The sequence below is a fragment of the Stenotrophomonas sp. STEN240 genome (genome assembly GCF_056756175.1).
This window is the reverse complement of sequence record NZ_JBRRBO010000060.1, coordinates 1-22,503: the sequence shown is the minus strand read 5'-3', so window position 1 is coordinate 22,503 and position 22,503 is coordinate 1. Positions and strand designations below refer to the sequence as shown.

18 protein-coding genes are annotated in these 22,503 nt (G+C 65.4%); 9 read left to right on the top strand and 9 right to left on the bottom strand.

Going from position 1 to position 22,503, the window contains the following annotated elements:
• Positions 1-168 precede the first annotated feature (168 nt).
• The 3 genes from ACVOKO_RS18020 to grxC form a co-directional block, all read right to left on the bottom strand.
• Positions 169-1,173 carry an isocitrate dehydrogenase gene (locus tag ACVOKO_RS18020; RefSeq protein WP_346500490.1) on the bottom strand — a complete coding sequence of 335 codons (1,005 nt, stop codon included), beginning with the start codon at positions 1,171-1,173 and terminating at the stop codon, positions 169-171.
• 131 nt (positions 1,174-1,304) lie between these two features.
• Positions 1,305-1,697, bottom strand: a complete 393-nt coding sequence (locus ACVOKO_RS18015; protein ID WP_057629321.1) for a carboxymuconolactone decarboxylase family protein — start codon at positions 1,695-1,697, stop codon at positions 1,305-1,307.
• Positions 1,694-1,981 (bottom strand): glutaredoxin 3, encoded by a 288-nt coding sequence (grxC, locus tag ACVOKO_RS18010; RefSeq protein ID WP_346500487.1) that lies wholly within the window; start codon positions 1,979-1,981, stop codon positions 1,694-1,696. The genes ACVOKO_RS18015 and grxC overlap by 4 nt, the downstream gene beginning before the upstream one ends.
• Before the next feature lie 153 nt (positions 1,982-2,134).
• Here grxC and ACVOKO_RS18005 point away from each other — a divergent pair, with 153 nt between their 5' ends.
• The 9 genes from ACVOKO_RS18005 (at position 2,135) to lpxH (ending at position 15,541) form a co-directional block, all read left to right on the top strand.
• A complete protein-coding gene (locus tag ACVOKO_RS18005) occupies positions 2,135-3,790 on the top strand; it encodes a M48 family metalloprotease (protein ID WP_346500485.1) in 1,656 nt (551 codons plus the stop codon).
• A 112-nt stretch (positions 3,791-3,902) separates the two neighbouring features.
• A complete protein-coding gene (gene phoB, locus ACVOKO_RS18000) occupies positions 3,903-4,592 on the top strand; it encodes a phosphate regulon transcriptional regulator PhoB (RefSeq protein WP_057629324.1) in 690 nt (229 codons plus the stop codon).
• 79 nt (positions 4,593-4,671) lie between these two features.
• Positions 4,672-6,012, top strand: coding sequence for a phosphate regulon sensor histidine kinase PhoR (phoR, locus tag ACVOKO_RS17995; RefSeq protein WP_346500482.1), 1,341 nt, complete (start codon positions 4,672-4,674; stop codon positions 6,010-6,012).
• The gene (ppk1, locus tag ACVOKO_RS17990) at positions 6,009-8,096 is read left to right on the top strand and encodes a polyphosphate kinase 1 (protein ID WP_346500480.1); all 2,088 of its coding nucleotides are present in this window, start codon (positions 6,009-6,011) and stop codon (positions 8,094-8,096) included. Before phoR ends, ppk1 begins: the two co-directional genes overlap by 4 nt.
• A gap of 201 nt (positions 8,097-8,297) precedes the next feature.
• Positions 8,298-9,824, top strand: coding sequence for an exopolyphosphatase (gene ppx / locus ACVOKO_RS17985; RefSeq protein WP_346500478.1), 1,527 nt, complete (start codon positions 8,298-8,300; stop codon positions 9,822-9,824).
• Between the two features lie 225 nt (positions 9,825-10,049).
• Positions 10,050-12,968, top strand: a complete 2,919-nt coding sequence (locus tag ACVOKO_RS17980) for a TonB-dependent receptor domain-containing protein (RefSeq protein WP_346500476.1) — start codon at positions 10,050-10,052, stop codon at positions 12,966-12,968.
• Between the two features lie 149 nt (positions 12,969-13,117).
• Entirely contained in the window at positions 13,118-14,257 is a 1,140-nt protein-coding gene (locus ACVOKO_RS17975) for a glycosyltransferase family 4 protein (protein ID WP_346500474.1), read from the top strand.
• Complete coding sequence (locus ACVOKO_RS17970; RefSeq protein ID WP_346500472.1) at positions 14,238-14,780, top strand: phosphatase PAP2 family protein; 543 nt, start codon at positions 14,238-14,240, stop codon at positions 14,778-14,780. The genes ACVOKO_RS17975 and ACVOKO_RS17970 overlap by 20 nt, the downstream gene beginning before the upstream one ends.
• Positions 14,781-14,800: 20 nt before the next feature.
• Positions 14,801-15,541: a UDP-2,3-diacylglucosamine diphosphatase gene (lpxH, locus tag ACVOKO_RS17965; protein WP_346500469.1), complete on the top strand. Its 741-nt coding sequence runs from the start codon at positions 14,801-14,803 to the stop codon at positions 15,539-15,541.
• Between the two features lie 370 nt (positions 15,542-15,911).
• On the opposite strand, the gene ACVOKO_RS17960 is transcribed toward lpxH, so the two are convergent.
• The 6 genes from ACVOKO_RS17960 to folC form a co-directional block, all read right to left on the bottom strand.
• Positions 15,912-16,439 carry a COG3650 family protein gene (locus ACVOKO_RS17960; RefSeq protein ID WP_346500467.1) on the bottom strand — a complete coding sequence of 176 codons (528 nt, stop codon included), beginning with the start codon at positions 16,437-16,439 and terminating at the stop codon, positions 15,912-15,914.
• Between the two features lie 176 nt (positions 16,440-16,615).
• Positions 16,616-17,386, bottom strand: coding sequence for a ferritin-like domain-containing protein (locus ACVOKO_RS17955; RefSeq protein WP_346500492.1), 771 nt, complete (start codon positions 17,384-17,386; stop codon positions 16,616-16,618).
• 194 nt (positions 17,387-17,580) lie between these two features.
• Positions 17,581-19,047 (bottom strand): amidophosphoribosyltransferase, encoded by a 1,467-nt coding sequence (purF, locus tag ACVOKO_RS17950; protein ID WP_346500465.1) that lies wholly within the window; start codon positions 19,045-19,047, stop codon positions 17,581-17,583.
• Positions 19,048-19,076: 29 nt separating this feature from the next.
• Positions 19,077-19,811, bottom strand: a complete 735-nt coding sequence (locus ACVOKO_RS17945) for a CvpA family protein (protein ID WP_346500463.1) — start codon at positions 19,809-19,811, stop codon at positions 19,077-19,079.
• Positions 19,812-19,871: 60 nt separating this feature from the next.
• Positions 19,872-20,900, bottom strand: coding sequence for an SPOR domain-containing protein (locus ACVOKO_RS17940; protein ID WP_346500461.1), 1,029 nt, complete (start codon positions 20,898-20,900; stop codon positions 19,872-19,874).
• A gap of 66 nt (positions 20,901-20,966) precedes the next feature.
• Entirely contained in the window at positions 20,967-22,241 is a 1,275-nt protein-coding gene (gene folC, locus ACVOKO_RS17935; RefSeq protein ID WP_346500459.1) for a bifunctional tetrahydrofolate synthase/dihydrofolate synthase, read from the bottom strand.
• Between the last annotated feature and the right edge of the window lie 262 nt (positions 22,242-22,503).

Sequence of the window (22,503 nt, the reverse complement as noted above, 5' to 3'; positions counted from 1 at the left end):
GCCGAGCCATGCTCGGCTGAGGCATTACCGGTAAGGCCTCTGCCGAGCATCGCTCGGCACTACAGCTGGTCTTGGGAAAGCTCCTGCCGAGCATGGCTCGGCACTACACAAACAAAAACGGAGCGCTTTCGCGCTCCGTTTTTTTTACACCAACTACCGCAGCTGCAATCAGATGCGGCTGGCGATGGCCTGGGCGAAGCCCATGGTGGTGCCGGTGCCGCCCAGGTCGCCGGTCAGCGAATCCTTGGCTTCCATCGTGGCAACGATGGCCTTGCGCAGGCGCTCGGCGTTTTCCGGCTGGCCGACGTGGTCCAGCATCTGTGCAGCGCCCAGCAGCAGCGCGACCGGGTTGGCCTTGCCCTGCCCGGCGATGTCCGGCGCGGTACCGTGCACGGCTTCGAAGATGGCCGCGTCAACGCCGATATTGGCACCCGGGGCCAGGCCCAGGCCGCCAACCAGACCCGCACACAGGTCGGAGATGATGTCGCCGAACAGGTTGGTGGTGACGATGATGTCGAACTGTTCCGGACGCATCACCAGCTGCATGCAGGCGTTGTCCACGATCATTTCCTGGAACTCGATTTCCGGGTACTTGGCGGCAACTTCGCGCGCCACGTCCAGGAACAGGCCCGAGGTCGACTTGATGATGTTGGCCTTGTGCACGGCGGTGACCTTCTTGCGGCCGGTGCTCTTGGCCAGCTCGAAGGCGTAACGCACGATGCGCTCGGAGCCCTTGCGGGTGATGCGGGTGCCGGAGAACGCGGTCTCGCCGTCGGCCGACACTTCCTGGCCTTCGGCCAGGTAGGCGCCTTCGGTGTTCTCACGCACCGTGATCATGTTGATGTTCTCGTAGCGCGACTTGGTGTTCGGGAACGAGATGGCCGGGCGCACGTTGGCGTACAGGTCGAACTGGCGACGCAGGGCAACGTTGATCGAGCTGAAACCGCCACCGACCGGGGTGGTCAGCGGGCTCTTCAGGGCGACCTTGTTTTTCTTGATCGATTCCAGCGTGGAAGCCGGGATCAGCTCACCGTGCTTTTCCAGCGCGGCCAAGCCAGCGTCGGCGAATTCATAGGTCAGGCCAGCACCCAGCTTGTCCAGTACGAACAGGGTGGCGTCCATGATTTCCGGGCCGATGCCATCGCCGCGGATGACGGTGATTGTCTGCGTCATTTCTAGGTATTCCGAACAGGGAGGAGGAATGCGCCATCCGGCTGCCCGGAACCCGGCGCGATTGAAAAGGTTTCAACTGTCAATTATGCCTGATCAGTCGCGCCAGCCCCAACTGGACAAAGGTCTGGGGTTCAGCTGTGCTCGTGCCCGGCCGGCGCGGTGGCCGCCCCGTTCTCCAGCTGGTCGAGGAAATCCACCGCCCGCCGCAGGTGCGGGATGACGATGGAGCCGCCCACCACCAGGCCCACCGAGAAGGTCTCGAAGAACTCTTCACGGCTGACCCCGGCGTCCTTGCACTGGGCCACGTGGTAGCTGATGCAGTCATCGCAGCGCAGCACCATCGAGGCCACCAGGCCCAGCAGCTCCTTGGTCTTCACATCCAGCGCGCCGGCCTGGTAGGTCTGGGTGTCGAGCGCGAAAAAGCGCCGCACCACCTGGTTGGGCTCGGCCAGGATGCGCTGGTTCATACGCTGGCGGAATTCGGTGAATTCGGCCAGGCGGTCCTTTTCGCTGTCGGCGCTCATGCGCCCTGCCCGGCCAGCAGCGGCTCCAGCTTGCCGGCCCGGTGCAACGCGATCATGTCGTCGTAGCCGCCCACATGGACGTCACCCACGAAGATCTGCGGCACGCTGGTGCGCCTGGTCAGCGCCATCATCTTTTCGCGCGCGGCCGGGTCCAGGTCGATCCGGACCTCGGTCCACGACTGGTTCTTGCTCTTCAGGAAATTCTTGGCCGCTACGCAATACGGGCAGACGGCGGTGGAGTAAATGGTGATCTCCGGTGCACCGGCGCTGGAAGAAGTAGTCACAACGAAACTCCTGAGTGGAAACTTTGTCCATATATGGTACCGGCCGCGTGGTTTTTCGACGCCACCGGCAGAACACAGCGGGTTAACCTGCGCTTCACACCCGCGCCCCGCTTCCCCGTCATCCTCCGCCCTGCCACTACCCGGAGTCACCGCTTGCGCAACCTGCTGCTTGCCACCGCCATTACCTTGGCCCTGGCCACCCCGCTGTCCCGTGCCGACGACAGCAAGCTGCCCGATATCGGCTCCTCGGCCGGCGAGCTGCTGACCCCGGCGCGGCAGGCGGAGTACGGCGGCATGATGCTGCGCGAGCTGCGCAACTACGGCTACCTGCTGGACGACCCGCTGGTGAATGACTGGCTCAGCACCATGGGAACACGGCTGGGCTCCAACAGCGCCCAGCCGCAGCAGAAGTACACGTTCTTCATGATGAAGGACCGCCAGATCAACGCATTTGCGACGCTGGGCGGCTATATCGGCATGAACGCCGGCCTGGTCCTCACCGCCGAGCGCGAGGATGAGGTGGCGGCAGTGCTGTCGCATGAAATCTCGCACGTCACCCAGCAGCATGTGCTGCGCGGGGTGGAGCGCGCCCAGCGCGACCAGATCCCGATCCTGCTCGGCATGCTGGCGGCGGTGATCGCCGCACAGCAGGCCGGGAGCAATTCCTCCGGCGATGCGACCATGGCCGCGATCACCTCCGGCATGGGGCTGATGCAGCAGCGCCAGATCAACTTCACCCGTTCCAACGAATCCGAAGCCGACCGCCTGGGCATCCGTACCCTGGCCCGCAGCGGCTATGACGTGGACGCGATGGCCGGCTTCTTCGAACGCATGTCGGCAGCCATGCGCGGCAACGAAGGCGGCTATTCCACGCCGGACTTTCTGCGTACCCACCCGGTCAACATCACCCGCATCAGCGAAGCCAAGGCCCGTGCCGAGCAGATGAAGAAGGACACGGTGTTGCTGACCACGCAGACCCCGACCGGGGTACTGCAGGAGCGGGTCAATCCGTCCGCCCCCGATACCAGCCGTGATCCGCTCAGCGGCGGCAACCCGTTGCTGCCAGCCGGCCTGCAGCTGTCGCTGCCCGGCACCAGCCTGCCGCGCGGCCCCACCGGACAGTTCGACTGGGCCCGCGAACGCCTGCGCGTGCTCAGCGCGCCGACCCCGTCGGAGCTGGTCCGCGAATACGAAGGCCTCAAGCGCAGCCAGAAGAACGGCCTGACCGACCCGCAGCGCTACGGCGTGGCCATCGCCCGCCTGCGCGACGGCGGCGCCGGCGGTGTCGCCCAGGCCCTGCCCGAGCTGCAGCAACTGCTGCAGGAGTACCCGGACAACCTGTGGGTGAACCTGGCCGTCGGTGAGGCCGAATCGCGCAGCGGCCGCCACGAAGACGCCAACAAGCGCTTCGACGCCCTGCTCAAGCGCCTGCCGCAGAGCCGGCCGGTGGCCCTGACCTATGCGCGCATCCTCAATGAACAGGGCGGCGTGGCCGCCGGCCAGCGCGCGCAGGCCATGCTGCGGCCACTGCTGGCACGTTCCAGTGACGACCCGGTGTTCCAGGCAACGTTTGCCCGCGCCTGCGAGCTGGCCGGCGACAGCAGCCGTGCCAGTGAAGCCTATGCCGAGGCGGCCTATCTGAATGGTCGGCCGGAACAGGCACTGATCCAGTTCCAGGCCCTGCTCAAGCAACCCGGGCTGGATTACGTGAGCCGCGCGCGGGTTGATGCGCGCATCGAATCGATCATGCCGACCGTGCTGGAAATGCGCCGGCTCGGCGTGCATGACCCGGAAATGTCACGGAACTGAACCTGCGCGGCGTGGATTGAAGATTCACTCCGGCAGTGATGTCACAAACCCGTCATCAAACCGTAGTCTACTGGGCACACCCCCTCTTGACGGGCATTCCGGTAGGCGCCACGTGCAGAAACGCATTCTGATTGTCGATGACGAACCCGCGATCCGTGACATGGTCGCTTTTGCCCTGCGCAAGGGCGAGTACGACCCGGTACATGCCGGCGACGCCCTTGAAGCGCAGACCGCCATTGCCGACCGCGTGCCGGACATGATCCTGCTGGACTGGATGCTGCCCGGCACCAGCGGCCTGGAACTTGCCCGGCGCTGGCGCAAGGAAGTCCTCACCCGCGATGTGCCGATCATCATGCTCACCGCACGCGGCGAAGAGAACGACCGCGTCGGCGGCCTGGAAGCCGGTGTCGACGACTACGTGGTCAAGCCGTTCTCGGCACGCGAACTGTTGGCGCGCATCCGTGCGGTGATGCGCCGCACCCGCGATGATGACGAAGACGGCAGCGTCAGCGTTGGCAACATCCGTATCGACGGCGCCGCCCACCGCGTCTTCGCCGACGACACCCCGGTGCCGATTGGTCCCACCGAATACCGCCTGCTGCATTTCTTCATGACCCACCCCGAGCGCGTCTATACCCGTTCGCAGCTGCTGGACCATGTCTGGGGCGGCAGCGTGTATGTGGAAGAGCGCACCATCGATGTGCACATCCGCCGCCTGCGCAAGACACTGGAACCCTTCGGTGCCGAGAACATGGTGCAGACCGTGCGCGGTGCCGGCTATCGCTTCTCCGCCGCCACCTGAGCCGTTGCGGCCACCCGGCCGCAAGCGATGCTATAACCTGGTAACGCCGACGGATCCACCCAGTACCACCGAGAGTGCAATGCCCCGCCAATTCCGATCTGCCTGGTTGAAGACGCTGGCCACCGTGGCCACGCTGCTGTTGCTGGCATGGGGGCTGGGTGCGTTGCTGGGCCACCCCGCGCTGATCGTGGCGATCACCGCATTGGCAATATTGACCTGGCATTACTGGCGGCTGCGCCAGCTGCTGTTGCGGCTGACCGCACGTCAGCGCTGGGATTCGCCACAAGGCGTGGGCGTGTGGAACGAGCTGGACCGCCTGCTGGCACGCAACCAGCAGGAAATGCGCGCGCGCAAGCGCCGCCTGGTCGAAATGCTGCGCAGCTACCGCGCCGCCGCCGCCGCGCTGCCCGATGCGGTGGTCGTGGTGGACCGCAACACCCAGCGCGTGCAGTGGTTCAACGAAGCGGCCACCACCCTGCTCGGCCTGCAGCATCCGGCCGACATGGAAGCGGCGCTGGTGCCGCGCCTGCAGCCGCTGCCGTTGGCCCATTGGCTGGCCGGCGGCCGCAATGCAGAGCCCATCCTGGATGCCAACTCGCCGGTGGATCCGGCAATCCGCCTGCACCTGCGCCTGATCCCCTATTCGGACCATCACTGGTTGCTGGTCGCACGCGACGTGACCAAGCTGTTGCACCTGGAACAGGTACGGCGTGATTTCGTCGCCAATGTCTCCCATGAGCTGCGCACACCGCTGACCGTGGTGCACGGCTACCTGGACATGATGGACCCGGAAGACTTCCCCGATACCGGGCCGATGCTGTCGGAGATGCGCAAGCAATCGCAGCGGATGGCGCAACTGGTAGAAGACCTGCTGACCCTGTCGCGGCTGGAATCGCAGCAACATGCCGAGCTGGAAACGGTGAGCATGACCTCGATGCTGGCCTCGCTGCGGCGCGAAGCCGAAGCGCACAGCCAGGGCCGCCACACCATCACGGTCGAGGACCTGGCCGGGGTGGACCTGGCCGGCTCCAACAAGGAACTGCACAGCGCCTTCTCCAACCTGCTGACCAACGCCGTGCGCTACACACCGGCCGGCGGCCGCATCACCCTGACCTTCAGCCGCGAGGGCAATGGCGCGGTGCTGGCCGTCACCGACACCGGCTACGGCATCCCGGCCAATCACCTGCCGCGATTGACCGAACGTTTCTACCGCGTCTCCAGCAGCCGCTCGCGCGAAAGCGGTGGCACCGGGCTGGGCCTGTCCATCGTCAAACACATTCTCGGCCTGCACCAGGCGCGCCTGGATATCCGCAGCGAAGTCGGCCAGGGCAGCACCTTTGCCTGCCACTTCGACGCCGAGCATGTACGCCCGCGCAATGCATCCCCCTCGCCTCTGTCCATGGAAGACTTTCCGGCATGACTCCTCCTCCCCCGCCCCCCGCCACCGCTGTCATCAGCAGCGATCCCCTGCGCGATCCCTCGCTGTACATCAACCGGGAGCTGTCACAGCTGGATTTCAATTTCCGCGTGTTGGCACAGGCGATGGACGAGCAGGTGCCGCTGCTGGAGCGACTGCGCTTCCTGTGCATCTCCTGCACCAACCTGGACGAGTTCTTCGAAATCCGCGCGGCGGCCGTGCGCCATGCACAGGAGTTCGGGCTGCCACCGGCGCCGGACGGGATGAGCCCGCAGGCCATCCTCAATGCCATCCACGACCGCGCCGCCGAGCTGGTGGAGCAGCAGTACCGCTGCTGGAACCAGGTACTGCGCCCGGCGCTGGGTGAGGCCGGGGTCGGCATCCTTGCGCACAAGAGCTGGACCGCGCGCCAACGCCGCTGGCTGCGCGCCTACTTCCGCAACGAAATCATGCCGGTGCTGTCGCCACTGGGGCTGGATCCCTCGCACCCGTTCCCGAAGATCCTCAACAAGTCGTTGAATATCGTCGTCGTGCTCAAGGGCACCGACGCCTTCGGCCGGGCCGGTCATCTGGCGCTGGTGCGCGCTCCGCGTTCGCTGCCACGCATCATCCAGCTGCCCGAATCACTGGGCGGCCCGCAGAACTTCGTGCTGCTGTCGGCGGTGCTGTCGGCCTTCGTCGATGAACTGTTCCCGGGCATGGATGTGCAGGGTGCCTACCAGTTCCGCGTCACCCGCAATTCCGAGCTGGTGGTGGACGAGGAAGAAGTCGAGAACCTGGCGCTGGCATTGCGCGATGAGCTGGTCGACCGCGGGTACCGGCCGGCGGTGCGGCTGGAGATCGCGCACGACTGCCCCAAGCCGATCATGCAGACCCTGCTGCAGAATTTCGGCCTGTCCGAGAATGCCGCCTACCGCATCGATGGCCCGGTCAACCTCAACCGGGTGATCCAGGTCTATGACCTGCTGCTGCGGCCGGACCTGAAATACCCGCCGATGACGCCGCGCGTGTTCAAGTCGCCCGAGGGCATTTTCGTGACGGCGGCGCAGGGCGATGTACTGCTGCACCACCCGTTTGATTCCTTCAGCACCGTGCTGGAGCTGATCCGCGAGGCGGCGGTTGATCCCAACGTGCTGGCGATCAAGCAGACCCTGTACCGCACCGGCAAGGATTCGGGGATTGTTGAAGCGCTGATCCTGGCCGCCCGCAACGGCAAGGACGTGACCGTTGTGGTCGAGCTGCGTGCGCGCTTCGACGAGGAAGCCAACCTGGGCCTGGCCGATCGCCTGCAGGATGCCGGCGTGCAGGTGGTATACGGCGTGGTCGGCTACAAGACCCACGCCAAGATGCTGCTGATCGTGCGCCGCGAGGGCCGCAAGCTGCGCCGCTACGTGCACCTGGGCACCGGCAACTACCACAGCGGCACGGCACGGGCCTATACCGACCTGAGCCTGATCACCGCTGACCCGGATATCGGCAACGATGTGCATCTGCTGTTCCAGCAGCTGTCCGGGCTTGCCCCGAAGATGAAGCTCAAGTGCCTGCTGCAATCGCCCTTCACCCTGCATGCCGGGCTGATCAAACGCATCGAGCGCGAGACCACGCTGGCCCTGGAAGGCAAGCCGGCACGCATCATCGCCAAGATGAACGCACTCAACGAGGCGCAGGTGATCCGCGCCCTGTACGCGGCCTCGCAGGCCGGTGTGCAGATCGACCTGATCGTGCGTGGCGCCTGCACCCTGCGCCCCGGCGTGGAGGGGGTGTCGGAGAACATCCGCGTACGCTCGATTGTTGGCCGGTTCCTCGAACACAGCCGCGTCTACTGGTTCGGCAACAATGGCGCCCCCGAGCTGTACTGTGCCAGCGCTGACTGGCTGGAGCGCAACCTGCTGCGCCGCGTGGAAACCTGCTTCCCGATCCTGGACAGCAGCCTGGCCCGGCGTATCTACCGCGAGGTGCTGCAGAACTACCTGGACGACAACCTCAACGCCTGGGAACTGCAGGAAGACGGCCGCTACAGCAAATGCGTGCCGGCCCCGGGCCAGCCGCCGCATTCGGCGCAGCAGGCGCTGATGGAAGGGCTTTGAGGCAGGAGCGAAACGCCAAGCGGGAGAAAACAGGAGTGGGAAACGAGAAGGAGCAAGGGCCGCGAGCGCGGCTGCCTCATTCTTGCCGGGGCCGGGAATGAGGCCGGCCGGCACTGTCAGTGAGCGGGACCCTGATTTTTCTCACTCCTCAATTCTCACTCCTCATTCCTCTTCACGCCCTACTACCGCTACCATTCCGCCATGCCCCAGTCCTCTCTGACCCCACCACCCCTGCAGGACGGCGACCTGCTGGCCGCCATCGACCTGGGTTCCAACAGTTTCCATATGGTCATCGCGCGCTACCTGCTCGGGCAGCTGCGGGTGGTGGACCGCCTGCGCGAAACCGTACGCATGGCCGACGGCCTGGATGGCAAAGGCGGCCTGTCCGCCGAAGCCCGCCAGCGCGCGCTGGAATGCCTGGCCCGTTTCGGCCAGCGCATCCGCAACATCCCGCCCTACCGGGTGCGTGCCCTGGCCACCAATACCGTGCGCCAGCTGCGTTCACCGCTGTCGTTCCTGATGCCGGCCGAAACCGCGCTGGGCCACGCCATCGAAGTGGTCAGCGGGCGCGAAGAAGCGCGCCTGATCTACCTCGGCGTCGCCCATGCACAGCCGCCCAAGCCCGACCAGCACCGGCTGGTGATCGACATCGGCGGCGGCTCCACTGAATTCATCATCGGCCGCGGCATGCAGACGCTGGAACGCGAAAGCCTGCAGGCCGGCTGTATCGCCAGCACAAGGCGTTTTTTCCCCGGCGGCAAGCTGAGCAAGAAGCGCTGGAAAGACGCGCTCACCGAGATCGGTGCCGAGTTCCAGCCGTTCGCCAACAAGTACAAGGCGCTGGGCTGGCAGGAAGCACTGGGCTCGTCCGGCACCCACAAGGCCATCAGCGAAATCTGCGCGGCGATGAAGCTGAGCAAGGGCGCGATCACCGCCGAAGCGCTGCCGCAGCTGCGCGAAGAACTGCTGCGCGCCAAGAACATCAATGAGATCGTGCTGCCCACACTGTCCAACGAACGCCGGCCGATCATCGCCGGCGGCGTGCTGGTGCTGGAGGCCGCCTTCCAGGCACTGGGCCTGCAGAAGCTGCTGGTCAGCAAAGCGGCGATGCGCGAAGGCATCCTCTACGACATCATGGGCCGCGCCAACGACAACGATCCGCGCGACGAATCGGTGGCCGCACTGACCCTGCGTTACGCCATCGATGAAACCCAGGCACGGCGCGTGGAAGCTACCGCACAGCGGCTGTTCGAACAGGTAGCCGAGGCCTGGAAGCTCGACGTGGACGATGCGCGCATGCTCGGTTGGGCCGCACGCCTGCACGAATTGGGCCTGATGATCGCGCACAGCGGCTATCACACCCACGGCAGCTACGTGATCGAGCACTCGGATATCGCCGGTTTCTCACGCCAGGAACAGCAGATGCTGGCTGCGCTGATCCGTACACACCGGCGCGGTATTTCCAAGAACGCATTCGAAGCCCTGCCCGAGCGCCTGCTGCTGCCGGCCAAGCGCACGGCGGCGCTACTGCGGCTGGCGGTGCTGCTGCACCGCGCGCACGAGCCCGACCCGATCCCGACGCTGGAACTGTCGGTGGATGGCAATACCTTGTCGCTGATCCTGGCCAAGGACTTCATCGACGCGCGCCCGCTGCTGCGCGCCGATCTGGTCGGCGAAGCCGAAGGCATGAGCGGGCTGGGGATCAGCTTCAGGCCATTCGTGGCCTGAGCCAGCGCTGTCAGGCGTAGCCGCGGCGACAATCTGCCGCGGCAAATCGCCAGCCTTTTTTCAGATAAATCTCAATAACTTAGCGATTAATTCGCGATTCCAACCGGCTAACCTCGCACTACCACCTTCACATCTGGTGGATTCAGGGGAGAGCCTGGGCTGTGCAACACCGCAGCTCTCCCCTTTTGACACTTGTCAGTGCAAAGAGAGAGAGAGAGAGCCGTTATGCATTCACGTTCCAGCATCCTGGGGCAGGCGATTCGCTGTGCCCTTGTTTCCAGCACCCTTGGCGTGGTCGTCGCGCCCGCACTCGCGCAGGACAACAAGCCGACCACGCTTGATCGCATCGAGATCACCGGCTCGCGCATCCGCCAGGTGGATGTCGAAACCGCACAGCCGGTATTTGCGATCAGCCGCACCGACATCGAGCAACAGGGTTTCAGCTCGGTCGCCGACATCCTGCAGAACGTCACCGCGATGGGCAGCCCGACCATCAGCCGCGCCAACGCGCTGACGGCCGGTGAAAACGCCGGCGGTACCTATATCGACATGCGCAACCTCGGCACCCAGCGCACCCTGGTGCTGGTCAATGGCAAGCGGCTTGGCATCAGCACCTCCGGTTACCAGGACGTCTCCAGCCTGCCGGTGTCGGCGGTGGAGCGCATCGAAGTACTGAAGGACGGCGCCTCGGCGATCTATGGCTCCGATGCCATGGCTGGCGTGGTCAACATCATCACCCGCAGCAATGTCAGCGGCACCACGGTCAACGCGTATCACGGCCAATACAGCCAAGGTGACGGCGCACGCGACCGTTTCGATGTGGTCAGCGGCTGGAACAACGAGCGCATCGCGCTGACCTTCGCCGCCGAGCATTCCGAAGAAAAGGAAGTCTGGGCCAAGGACCGCTGGTTCAGCGCTTATGGCATCAGCGACCGCCACCCGGCCGATGCCAGCAACTGGACCACCATCAGCCAGTGGGGCCAGATCACCGGCCTGAAGGGCGGCCCCGGCTGCACCGACACCAAGTCCGGCTGCAACTACTCACTGGACCGCGGCAGCGACCCGAGCAACCCGGCCAACTATCATCTGACCGATACCACCGCCTTCACCGGCGATGTCAGCAACGCCAACGAGCAGATGCACGTGAGCTACCCGGTGAAGCGCGATTCGGTGTATTTCGATGGCCGCGTCAGGCTTACCGACAGCATCAACTTCAAGACCGAGCTCGGCTACAACCAACGTCGCTCCAAGCGGCAGATTGCCGGTTACCCGCTGCAATCCAGTGCCGCCGGCGTCGGCCCGATGTCGATCGACAGCTACTTCAATCCGTTCGGCAACCAGCACGGCTATGCCAAGCCAACCGCAGTGGCGTGGAACCGCCGCGCCTGGGAAGTGCCGCGCATCACCGACAGCGAGCTGAAAACCTACCGTGCGGTTGCCTCGTTCGACGGCTCGTTCGATATCGGCGAGCGTTACTTCGACTGGGAAGTGGGCTACCAGTACAACCGCAATGAACTGGAGACGGCCGCCACCGGCAACCTGCACAAGGGCCGCGTTGCCGCTGCCACCGGGCCATCGTTCTACAACGCCGCCACCGGCCAGGTCGAATGCGGCAAGCCCGGCGCAGTGGTCGCCAACTGTACGCCGTGGAATCCGCTGGTCGCCTACGGCACGGTCGACCCGAACGGGCTGACCGGCAACGCCACGCTGCTGGATTGGCTGTTCCCGGCCGAGCTCACCAAGGGCAAGACCACCAGCAGGAACTTCTTCGCCAATATCGCCGGCAGCATCGTCAGCCTGCCCGCTGGCGACCTGGGCTTTGCATTTGGCGTGGAGAGCCGCAAGGAAACCGGCGAGTACATTCCCGATCCGCTGGCGCAGACCGGTGCCACCACCAACCTGGCGTCCGGCCCAACCGGTGGCGACTACAAAGTCGATGAAGCCTACCTGGAGCTCAACATCCCGTTGCTGGCCGACCTGCCCGGTGCAAAGGAACTGAGTCTCAATGCCGCCACGCGTTACTCCAACTACGACACCTTCGGCAACACGCTCAACAGCAAGTTCGGTTTCAAGTGGAAGCCGTTTGAACAGCTGCTGGTGCGTGGCACCTGGGCCGAAGGCTTCCGTGCACCGACCATCAATGACCTGTTCGGCGGCGGCTCGGAAACCTTTGCCCAGTTCAGCGATCCCTGCGATACCGTGTTCGGCGCTTCCCGCAGCAGTGCCGAGGTGCGCGCCCGTTGTGCGCGCGATATCGCCAACGCCGGCAGCTTCCGTCAGCTCAGGCAGGGCATGACCCCGGTAACCACTGCCAGCGACGCATCGCCGGTTCCATTCGTCGGCGGTTCCAATCCCTCGCTCACACCGGAGACATCCACAAGCAAGACACTGGGACTGGTGTGGAGCCCGAGCTTCATCAGCAACCTCAACGTGTCGCTGGATTGGTGGAAGATCCGCATCGACAACACCATCGTCTCGGACAGCCCGAACCAGATCCTGATCGACTGCTATGAGCAGGGCGTCGATGCACGCTGTGCCCGCTTCACCCGTGACCCGGTAACCGGCATCGTCAGCAGCTTGCAGTTCGGCAACCGCAACGCCGGCTTCATGCAGACCGAAGGTTACGATCTGGACGTGAGCTACCGGCTGGACACCGCCTACGGCAAGTTCAGCAGCAACTGGGCAAGCACCTATGTCAGCGAAAACATCTATCGCTCGACCAACGACAGCGCCATCGTACCGACCACCAGCAATGGCATCGGCAGTGGTTTCCGCGTCCGCTCCAACCTGAGCCTGGGTTGGGAACGCGGCAACTTCGGTGCGAGCTGGACATCGCGCTACTACTCCGGGGTCAAGGAGCAGTGCCCGAACATTTCGCTGTATCCGGACGAATGCTCCGACCCGGGTGTTTACGCACCTTGGTACAAGGGCGCGCGCAACTACAACGAACGCGGCTCGGTGACCTTCCACGACGTGCAGGTGCGTTACTCGCTGCCGTGGGACGCCACGGTTTCGCTGGGTGCCAACAATGTGTTCGAGAAGTATGGCCCGCTGATGTACAGCAAGCCGAACTCGGCCTTCTCGTATTACGGCGGCTATGACATCGGTCGCTTCGTCTACATGAAGTACCAGCAACGCTTCTGATCGGTCGTCCAGGCTGCGCAAAGCCACGACGACCACGGCCCTTCGGGGCCGTGGTTGTTTGTCTTTCGTGGTGGTCACAAAGCGGTCAGATCAACGTAACAAGTGCTTCATCGGTGACGCGCAGGCTTGCGCCAAACCCGGAGGTCGCCATGCGCTTTGCCATCGTCACCGAGACCTATCCACCGGAGGTCAATGGCGTTGCCCTGACCGTACAGGGCCTGGAACACGGCCTGCGCAAGCGCGGCCACCAGGTCGATGTGGTGCGCCCACGGCAGCAGCAGGACAGTACCGGCGCCGCCCATGAGGTATTGGTTCGCGGCGCCGGCCTGCCACGCTATCCCGGCCTGCGTTTCGGCCTGCCCGCCCCATTGCGGCTTGCCAGGCAGTGGCAACAACAACGCCCGGACGCGATCTACGTGGCCACGGAAGGCCCACTGGGCTGGTCGGCAATGCGCACCGCGCGCCGGCTCGGCATCCCGGTTGCCTCGGGGCTGCACACCCGCTTTGATGAATACCTGCCCGACTACGGCGCCGCCTGGTTGCAGGCGGCCGCATTGCGCTGGATGCGGCGTTTCCACAACCAGGCAGAAGCCACCTTGGTCCCTACCCGCGAACTGCAACAATTCCTTCTGGACAACGGCTTTTCACGTGCACGCTTGCTGGCACGCGCCGTGGACGGCAGCCAGTTCGGCCCCGATAAGCGCGACGCCGCGCTGCGTGCCGAATGGGGTATCGAAGGCGAAGGCTTTGCGGTGATCTACGTCGGCCGCATTGCCGCCGAAAAAAACCTCGCGCTGACGATCAAGGCCTTCCGCCGCATCCAGCAACAGCGTCCGAAGGCCCGCTTTGTCTGGGTGGGCGATGGACCGATGCGCGAGAAGCTGGCCGAACAGAACCCGGACTTCATTTTCTGCGGCGTGCAACGTGGCGAGGCGCTGGCCCGGCACTTCGCCAGCGGCGACCTGTTCCTGTTCGCCAGCCGCAGTGAAACCTTCGGCAATGTCACCCTGGAAGCCATGGCCAGCGGCGTGGCCACCGTCGCCTTCAACTATGGCGCCGCCCGCGAGCACCTTCGCAACGGCTATAGCGGGGTTGCCGTGGACAACGATGAGAACTTCATCGCCGCCGCCGTGCAGCTGGCCGGTGATGACGAAATGCGCAGCCTGCTCGGCGCCAACGCCAGCCGCGCTGTGCAACGCCTGCATCCAGAGCAGGTAGTGGCCGAATTCGAAGCCCTGCTCAGCGAGTTGGCCTCCCGGAGACGCGGCCATGCCATTGCTGCCGCCTGAAGGCATCGCCGCACGCGAGGCACGCTGGTGCCGGCGCGCAAACCGCTATGGCCGCCGCCGTGGAATCCGCCGCCTGTTCTCGGTGCTCAGCCGCCTCGGTGACGGGGTGTTCTGGTACATGCTGATGGGCGCACTGGTACTGGCCGATGGCCTGGACGGCCTGCAGGCCTCCGCGCACATGGCTGCCACCGGCGTGCTGGCGCTGACCCTGTACAAGCTGCTCAAGCGCTGGACCCGCCGCCCGCGCCCGTTCGCCGCCGATATGCGCATCCGCGCCTGGGTCGCACCGCTGGATGAATACAGCTTTCCCTCAGGCCATACCCTGCACGCGGTGTCCTTCACCGTGGTGGCGCTGGCCTATTACCCCTGGCTGGCGCCGCTGCTGCTGCCCTTCACGCTGGGCGTAGGCCTGTCACGGGTGGTGCTGGGGTTGCATTACCCCAGCGATGTGCTGGCCGCCACCGCCATCGGTGTGCTGCTGGGTGCCGGCTCGTTGCAGCTGCTGCCGCTGCTCGCCGGCTGATCAGGCTCTACAATGCAGGCATGACAACGCTGTTCATCTCCGACCTGCATCTGGACCCCAGCCGTCCAGCCATCACCGAGCTGTTCCTCGACTTCCTGCGCGGCGAAGCGCGCCAGGCCGAGGCGCTGTACATCCTTGGCGACCTGTTTGAAGCGTGGATCGGCGATGACACGCCGTCCAGCGCCGCCGACGCGGTCGCGCTGGCGTTGCGCGAAGTCAGCGATGCCGGCGTACCGGTGTATTTCATCCGTGGCAACCGCGACTTCCTGGTCGGCAACGACTATGCCGCGCGCGCAGGCATGCGCATCCTGCCCGACCCCTCCGTGATCACCCTGTACGGCCGGCCGGTGATGCTGCAACACGGCGATCTGCTGTGCACCGACGATGTTGCCTACCAGGCCTTCCGTGCGCAGAGCCGCAACCCCGCCTTCATCGCGCAGTTCCTGGCGCAGCCGCTGGAAGCGCGTATTGCGTTCGCACAGAAGGCACGCGCCGCCAGCCAGGCGCGCCAGTCTGAAATGAAGCAGGACGACAACGCGACCTTTGAAACCGTCACCGACGTGGCCCCGGCCGAAGTGCTGGCCACGTTCCAGCGTTACGGCGTGGACACCATGATCCACGGCCACACCCATCGCCCTGCGATCCATACCGTGACCGCCGGTGACAGCACCTGCACCCGCATCGTATTGGGCGACTGGTACGAACAGGGCTCGGTACTGCGCGTGGATGCCGATGGCTTCCGCCTGGAAGCGTTGAGCTGACGCCAACCGGGCTTGTCGTAGGAGCGGCGTAAGCCGCGAAGCTGGTACAAAAAAGCCCGTCAGACATAGCTGCAACTGCAGACCGGTCTGGCGGGTTTTGCATTGGTGACTTCGCGGCTTACGCCGCGAAGCTGGTACAAGAAAGCCCGATATAGCTGCAATTGCAGAGCTGCTTGGCGAACTTTGCATTGGTGGCTTCGCGGCTAACGCCGCTCCTACAGAGGGAGCCGCTGCCTTGAATTTGTAGGAGCGGCATCAGCCGCGAAGCTGGTACAAGAAAGCCCGTCAAACATGGCCGCAATTGCAGACCTGTCTGACGGGCTTTGCATTGCTGGCTTCGCGGCTTACGCCGCTTCTACATGCAGCATGCTCAGGGGGCTTGCACCGGCACCGAGGGGTCGCGGGCGCAGCCCTTGAAGGTGTCCTTGCCCAGCACGAATTCGGCGGTGAACGGGTGTTTCAGGTCGGACATGCCGTCCGAACACTCGGCACGTTGCAGCGTCAGCCGGAATGCGTCGGCACCCTCGCCGCCCTGCACCACCAGCAGACCATCCTGCACGGCACGGGCGCCTTCAAAATGGCGCGGGCTGGCTTGGGTTTCCGGGGTGCTGTAGTCAAGCTTGGCGCCGTCCACGCGCACTGCCCAGAACGGCTCGGTGCCGGTGGCCTGCAGGATCACCGGGAATGCATCCTGGGCGCCCGCTTCAGCGCTTGCGCCCGGTGCCGGTGCTGGCGCCGCAGTGCTGCCATCGGTGCTGGCAGGCTTCTGCCCGTTACACGCGGCCAATGCCAACAACACCGCACCTGCGATCAACATCTGCTTCATTACGTTCTCCTTGATTGCGTCATTGCCGACCGCGCTCACGCTGACGTGCGCCGCGATCAGATGATGGTGCATGCCGTTGCATCACCGCGTGGCGAATGCGGCATGCAACAGCCAGACATCCACCATGACCGATGGTGGAACGCCTGCACGCAGGCAGTCAATCGGACGCGACCCGAATTCGGGGCGGCGTTCATCGTTGCCGCAGCGGGCAACAGCAGACACGATCAACGGCAGGCAGGCCGCCGCGCTCAGCCGGCCTGTTCGACCAGGTGGGCCAGCTCATCCTCGTCAAAACCGGCCAACAGGCGGGCTTCCAGGTTGAACGGGCCACGCAGGTAGCCGCCCGCGTATTCGCCGAGCAACTGCTTGAAGCGCGCCTTCGGTTCGACGCCAGCGCGCGTGCAGTACCAGTGATACCACCGCGTGCCGGCTGCCACGTGGGCCACCTCCTCGCGCAGGATCACCTCCAGCACATCGGCAGTGCTGGCATCACCGAGCGAACGCAGCTTGCCGATCATTGCCGGGGTTACATCCAGACCACGGGCTTCCAGTACGCGCGGCACCAAGGCCATGCGCGCCAGACCGTCATGCGCGGTCTTTTCGCACATTTCCCACAGGCCGTTGTGGGCGGGGAAATCGGCGTAGTCATGGCCATGCGCCAGCAGGCGATCACGCAGCAAGACGAAATGGCGTGATTCGTCGTCCGCACAGCTGACCCAGTCGGCGTAGAAGCTGGCCGGCAAGCCGCGGAAGCGATACACCGCATCCCAGGCCAGGTCGATGGCATTGAGTTCGATGTGGGCGATGGCATGGATGAAGGCGGCACGGCCATCGATCGAACCCAGGCCACGCCGGGGCAGATCGCGTGGGTGCACCAGCACCAGTTGCGGTGGGCGGCCTGGCGAGCGGATCGGATCCGGGTCTGGCGCGTCTGCCGGCAGCTTCAAACTGCCAGCGCGGTAGCGCGTGGCGTAATGCTGGGTGAGCGCGACTTTCTCAAGCGGATCGGCGGCGGCCATGCAGATGCAGGCGGCGTCGAGCAGGGAGAAATCGGCGGCTTCCGGTGGAGGTATGAATGCCTGGTTGGCTGTGGAGTGATGCGATTGTTGCGGGTTCATGGCTGCTCACACGTTGCCGCTTCGTTCTGCCCTCACCCCAACCCCTCTCCCGCAGGGAGAGGGGCTTTGGGCGCGCCCCCTTGGGGGCTTATGAGTCAGGCGCGGCGCTGGGTCTTGGCTTCGTCCGAACGCAGCTGCTGGATGCGCTCGAAGTAACCGGGTTCGATACCGGTGACGTACTCGCCGTTGAAGCAGGACGAATCGAATTCCTTCAGCTCCGGGTTGCCTTCGCGCACGGCAAGTTCCAGGTCTTCCAGATCCTGGTAGACCAGCCAATCGCAGCCCAGGTGCTTCTCGATTTCCTCGACGCTGCGGTTGTGCGCGACCAGTTCTTCGGCGGCCGGCATGTCGATGCCGTAGATGTTCGGATAACGCACCGGCGGCGCGGCGCTGGCCAGATAGACCTTGCGTGCGCCGGCATCGCGTGCCATCTGCACGATCTGCTGGCTGGTGGTGCCGCGCACGATGGAATCGTCCACCAGCAGCACCACGCGGTTGCGGAACTCCAGGTGGATCGGGTTGAGCTTGCGGCGCACCGATTTCACCCGCTCACCCTGGCCCGGCATGATGAAGGTGCGGCCGACGTAACGGTTCTTGACGAAGCCTTCGCGGTACTTCACGCCGAGCACGTTGGACATCTCCAGCGCGGCATCGCGCGAGGTGTCGGGGATCGGGATGATGGTGTCGATGTCGTGATCCGGACGCAGGCGCAGGATCTTCTCGCCCAGCTTCTGGCCCATGCGCATGCGCGCCTTGTGCACCGACACGTTGTCCATCATCGAGTCCGGACGTGCGAAATACACGTACTCGAAGATGCACGGGGTCGGCTGGGTGCTGGTGGCGCAGACTTCGGTGAACAGCTCGCCGCGCTCGGTGATGACCACCGCTTCGCCCGGTGCCACATCGCGCATGCGCTCGAAGCCGAGCACGTCCAGCGCCACCGATTCGGAAGCAACCGCGTACTCGATGCCTTCGGCATGCATGCGCTTGCCCAGCACCAGCGGGCGGATGCCGTGCGGGTCGCGGAAGGCAACCAGGCCCAGGCCCAGCACCACACTGACCACCGCATAGCCGCCCTTGCAGCGACGGTGCACGCCGGCCACGGCGCGGATGGCCGCTTCCGGGGTGAGCATGCGCTGCGCGTCCAGCTCGTAGGCGAACACGTTCAACAACACTTCGCTGTCCGAATCGGTATTGATGTTGCGGCGGTCAGCCTCGAACACCTGCCGACGCAGCGCCTCGGTATTGATCAAGTTGCCGTTGTGCGCCAGGGCGATGCCGTAAGGCGAATTGACGTAGAACGGCTGCGCCTCGTCGGTGCCTTCCGAGCCTGCGGTCGGGTAGCGCACATGGGCGATGCCGATGCGACCCTGCAGCAATTCCATGCGGCGTTCGTCGAATACATCACGGACCAGGCCATTGGCCTTTTCCACGCGTAGACGGGTGCCGTCGGCGGTGGCGATGCCGGCCGCATCCTGGCCACGGTGTTGGAGGACGGTCAGGCCGTCATAAAGCTGCCCGGCGACGTTCTGGTTGCCGACGATTCCGACGATGCCACACATGTTGCGCGATCTCCGCTGGGCGATGCCCGTTAACGTGAAGGTGGCCGTGCCTGGCCCTGAGGCTCAACCCGTATCGGCTTGAGTTGACCCGGGCGCACCTGCGCCGGATCGATGTTGGAGGGCAACGCCCCCGCCGGGTCAGCTCGGCCTTCCTGTCCGCTGCGTTGGCGGGGATCAAAACGCGTCCCCTCCAACTGCGCCGGTAGCAAGCCACTGCCCGCATCTGCTTCGTTCGGTCCGCCATTATCGCCTGCCAACACCGACTTCCCCAAGTCCATCAGCGCCATTGCCGGCGATTCAGGTGGCTGCGGCAGTTTCTCGCGCAGCTTGTCGGCCATCGGCTGCAGCCAGGGCAGCACGCTGGACTGGCGCCAACCGGCCTCCTCGCGCATCGAGGTGAAGCCCAGCAGCAGTACGGCCAGCACCGCGAACAAGACCCCGCGCAGCAGGCCCAAGGCCAGCCCCAGCAGGCGATCCGGCCATTTCAGCAGTACCGTGGCATCCACCACCCCGCGCAGCAGGCGCCCCACCAGGCTTGCCGCCAGCAGCACGCCGACGAACACCAGCAGGTAACCGCCGGCATAGTCGCCGGCGCTGGGCTGGGCCTGGCCGGCCAGCATCAGGGCCGCGCGCTCGCCGTAGTAGAACGCGGCCGCGCCAGCCAACAGCCAGTTCAGCACGCCCAGCACGGTTGCCAGCAGGCCGCGCATCAGCCCGAACAGGGCCGATACGCCGATCAGCGCCAACAGCGCCAGATCAATCACCGGGCGCCCCGCGAATACGCTGTGCCGGCGTGTGAGCGGTCAGGCGGATACAACGCCGCATCAAGGATGGGGGCGGACCATGCCGGCAATGCCGACCTTGGCCGCGACCTGTGCCTTGAGCTGTTCAGCCTGTTCGCGGCTGGCGACCGGCCCGATACGGACGCGGTTGAGCACGCCGTTGTCGGTGCGCACCTGTTCGACAAAGGCACTGAAGCCGGCCGCGCGCGCGCGGTCACGCAGCGCATTGGCGTCGGCGGCCTGGCCAAAGGCACCCAGCTGCACGGCAAAACCGACGCCGCTGGCGGCCGGTGCCGCTGGCGTGGTGACCGCCGGCTTGGCCGGGGTAGCCGCAACCGGCCGTGCCGGCTCGGGCTTGGGCGCTTCCGGCTTGGCAGCGGGCTTGGGTTCGGGTTTGGGCGCTGCCGCGACCGGCTTGGCCGGCTCGGGCGGCAAGGCCTCCGTGCGTACCGGGGCAGTGGCGGCGGCTGCGGTGGCGGTGCTGCTGGCCGGTGCGGCAGCAGGGGCCGGTGCCGGTGCAGGAACTGCATTTTCGGCAGCGGCGTTGAGCACCACCACCTGTGCATTCACATCGTTGCGGACCTTGCCGGCTTCCAGTCGCACCAACTCGGCCTGGACACGATCGGCATACGGGCCGATGCGCACACGCCAAGCCTGGCGGCCATTGATGGTGTCGGCCTGGCGGAAGCCGGGCAGATTGGATTTCTTCAGGTGCGCGATCACCGCGTCGGCATCGGCCTCGCTGCCATAGGCACCAAAGTTGACCGCGTAGTTGCCGGCGGCAGCCGACGGCGGCAAGGCATTGCCGGGCTGCTCGACCGCAGCGGCGACGCCGGTTTCCGGCTGTGCGGCCGGCATGCCCAAGGCACCGCCTGCCGGTGCGCCGGGCGCTACCAGCGGCAGCTCGCGGGTTTCGAACTGGCCTTCGCCAGGCGCTGCAGGCGCGCTCAACGGCACGTCCTGTACACCACTGTCCGGGGCCGGCCCTTTGACCAGCATCGGCAGGAAGATCACGGCAAGAGCCACCAGAACGATGGCACCAATCAATCGCTGTTTCAGAGGAGTATCCACAATTGGCGTATGCGCGGCGCGGCGGAGTGCCCCGGTGATTATATGCGGGGCACGCGCGGCAGCGTCTTAGTCAGCTGAACGGAGAAGTGGCAGCGCTTCGGCCACCGTATGGAAGGAGCCGAACAGCAGCACCCGATCACCCGGCCCGGCCTGGCCTACTGCCGCTTCCAGCGCCTTGGCAACCGTGTCGGACAGCGTGGCGTTGGCGGCGCCGGTCTGCGCCAGGCGTTCACGCAACTGGGCGGCGGTCTGCCCACGCGCACCTTCCAGCCCGGCCAGGAACCAGCCATCAACCTGCCCCTGCAAGGCCTCGACCACCCCGGCCGCGTCCTTGTCGGCCAGCGCGGCATACACCGCAAGCGTGCGGCCAGCCACCGGTTCGGCCTTCAGGGCCGCCGCCAGGGCAGCGGCAGCCTGCGGGTTGTGGCCTACATCCAGCAGGACCTCAATGCCGTTGTGCTGGAAGCGCTGCAGGCGCCCGACCACCTGCGCTTCGGCCACGCCCTGTGCCCACGCAGTGCGCGGCACCGGCTTGTCCAGCGCGCGCAAGGCGGCAACCGCAGTGGCAGCGTTGTTGCGCTGGATCGGCGCCCACAAGGCCGGCTGCGGCAGTTCCAGCCGGAACGAGACGTCGCGCCAGCGCCACAGCTCGGCGTCGATATCCTCGGCAAAGAAATCGCTGCCGAAACGGATCGCATTGGCGCCAAGCACATAGGCGCGCCGCAGCACGCTCGAAGGTGGATCGATCTCGCCCAGGATCACCGGCTTCCAGCCACGGATGATGCCGGCCTTTTCCTCACCGATGGCTTCGCGGTCGTTGCCCAGCCAATCGGCATGGTCGATATCGACGGTGGTGATCACCGCCACATCGGCATCGATGATGTTGACCGCGTCCAAGCGCCCGCCGAGACCGACTTCCAGCACCGCCAGGTCCAAACCAGCCTGCTGGAACAGCCACAGCGCACACAGCGTGCCGTACTCGAAATAGGTCAATGCAGTGTCGCCACGCGCGTCTTCGACCGCGTTGAAGCCAGCCACAAGGCGAGCGTCATCCACGTCCTGGCCATCGATGCGCACGCGCTCGTTGTAGCGCAGCAGGTGCGGCGAGGTATAAGCACCCACCTTCCACTCCGCGGCACGGGCGATGGACTCGATGAAGGCCACGGTCGAACCCTTGCCATTGGTGCCGCCGACCACGATGCAATGCTCGGCCGGCCGGCCCAGCTGCATGCGTTGTGCGACTTCGCGAACGCGCTCCAGACCCATCGCGATGGCTTGCGGGTGCTGCTGTTCGATATGGGCGAGCCACTGTTCAAGCGTGGCGGGACGAGCGGAAGACATGCGAAAGACTCTCTGGATCATGGGCCGGCGCTGAAGGCCGACTGCGCGTTGCGCGCGGGAATGGCGCCCATGATACAGCGGCCGCTGCGTGCAGCTGCCAAGCTTCCCGACATGTCAGGCCTGCGTGTGCGTAGTGCCGAGCCATGCTCGGCAAGGGCTTTCCCGGTAATGCCTCAGCCGAGCAGCGTAGTGGGGGGCCCGGGACCACACACGCAGAAGACGAAAAGACGCAACCCCCCCAAACGCGGGCCACCACCCGCTC

Bases quoted from the DNA above. Each gene is read 5' to 3' on its own strand.
- ACVOKO_RS18020 (WP_346500490.1), bottom strand. From the start codon at position 1,173: ATGACGCAGACAATCACCGTCATCCGCGGCGATGGCATCGGCCCGGAA.
- ACVOKO_RS17980 (WP_346500476.1), top strand. From the start codon at position 10,050: ATGCATTCACGTTCCAGCATCCTGGGGCAGGCGATTCGCTGTGCCCTT.
- purF (WP_346500465.1), bottom strand. From the start codon at position 19,047: ATGTGTGGCATCGTCGGAATCGTCGGCAACCAGAACGTCGCCGGGCAG.
- ACVOKO_RS17955 (WP_346500492.1), bottom strand. From the start codon at position 17,386: ATGGCCGCCGCCGATCCGCTTGAGAAAGTCGCGCTCACCCAGCATTAC.
- folC (WP_346500459.1), bottom strand. From the start codon at position 22,241: ATGTCTTCCGCTCGTCCCGCCACGCTTGAACAGTGGCTCGCCCATATC.
- ACVOKO_RS17975 (WP_346500474.1), top strand. From the start codon at position 13,118: ATGCGCTTTGCCATCGTCACCGAGACCTATCCACCGGAGGTCAATGGC.
- ACVOKO_RS17970 (WP_346500472.1), top strand. From the start codon at position 14,238: ATGCCATTGCTGCCGCCTGAAGGCATCGCCGCACGCGAGGCACGCTGG.
- ACVOKO_RS18015 (WP_057629321.1), bottom strand. From the start codon at position 1,697: ATGAGCGCCGACAGCGAAAAGGACCGCCTGGCCGAATTCACCGAATTC.
- lpxH (WP_346500469.1), top strand. From the start codon at position 14,801: ATGACAACGCTGTTCATCTCCGACCTGCATCTGGACCCCAGCCGTCCA.
- phoR (WP_346500482.1), top strand. From the start codon at position 4,672: ATGCCCCGCCAATTCCGATCTGCCTGGTTGAAGACGCTGGCCACCGTG.
- ppx (WP_346500478.1), top strand. From the start codon at position 8,298: ATGCCCCAGTCCTCTCTGACCCCACCACCCCTGCAGGACGGCGACCTG.
- ppk1 (WP_346500480.1), top strand. From the start codon at position 6,009: ATGACTCCTCCTCCCCCGCCCCCCGCCACCGCTGTCATCAGCAGCGAT.
- ACVOKO_RS17960 (WP_346500467.1), bottom strand. From the start codon at position 16,439: ATGCACCATCATCTGATCGCGGCGCACGTCAGCGTGAGCGCGGTCGGC.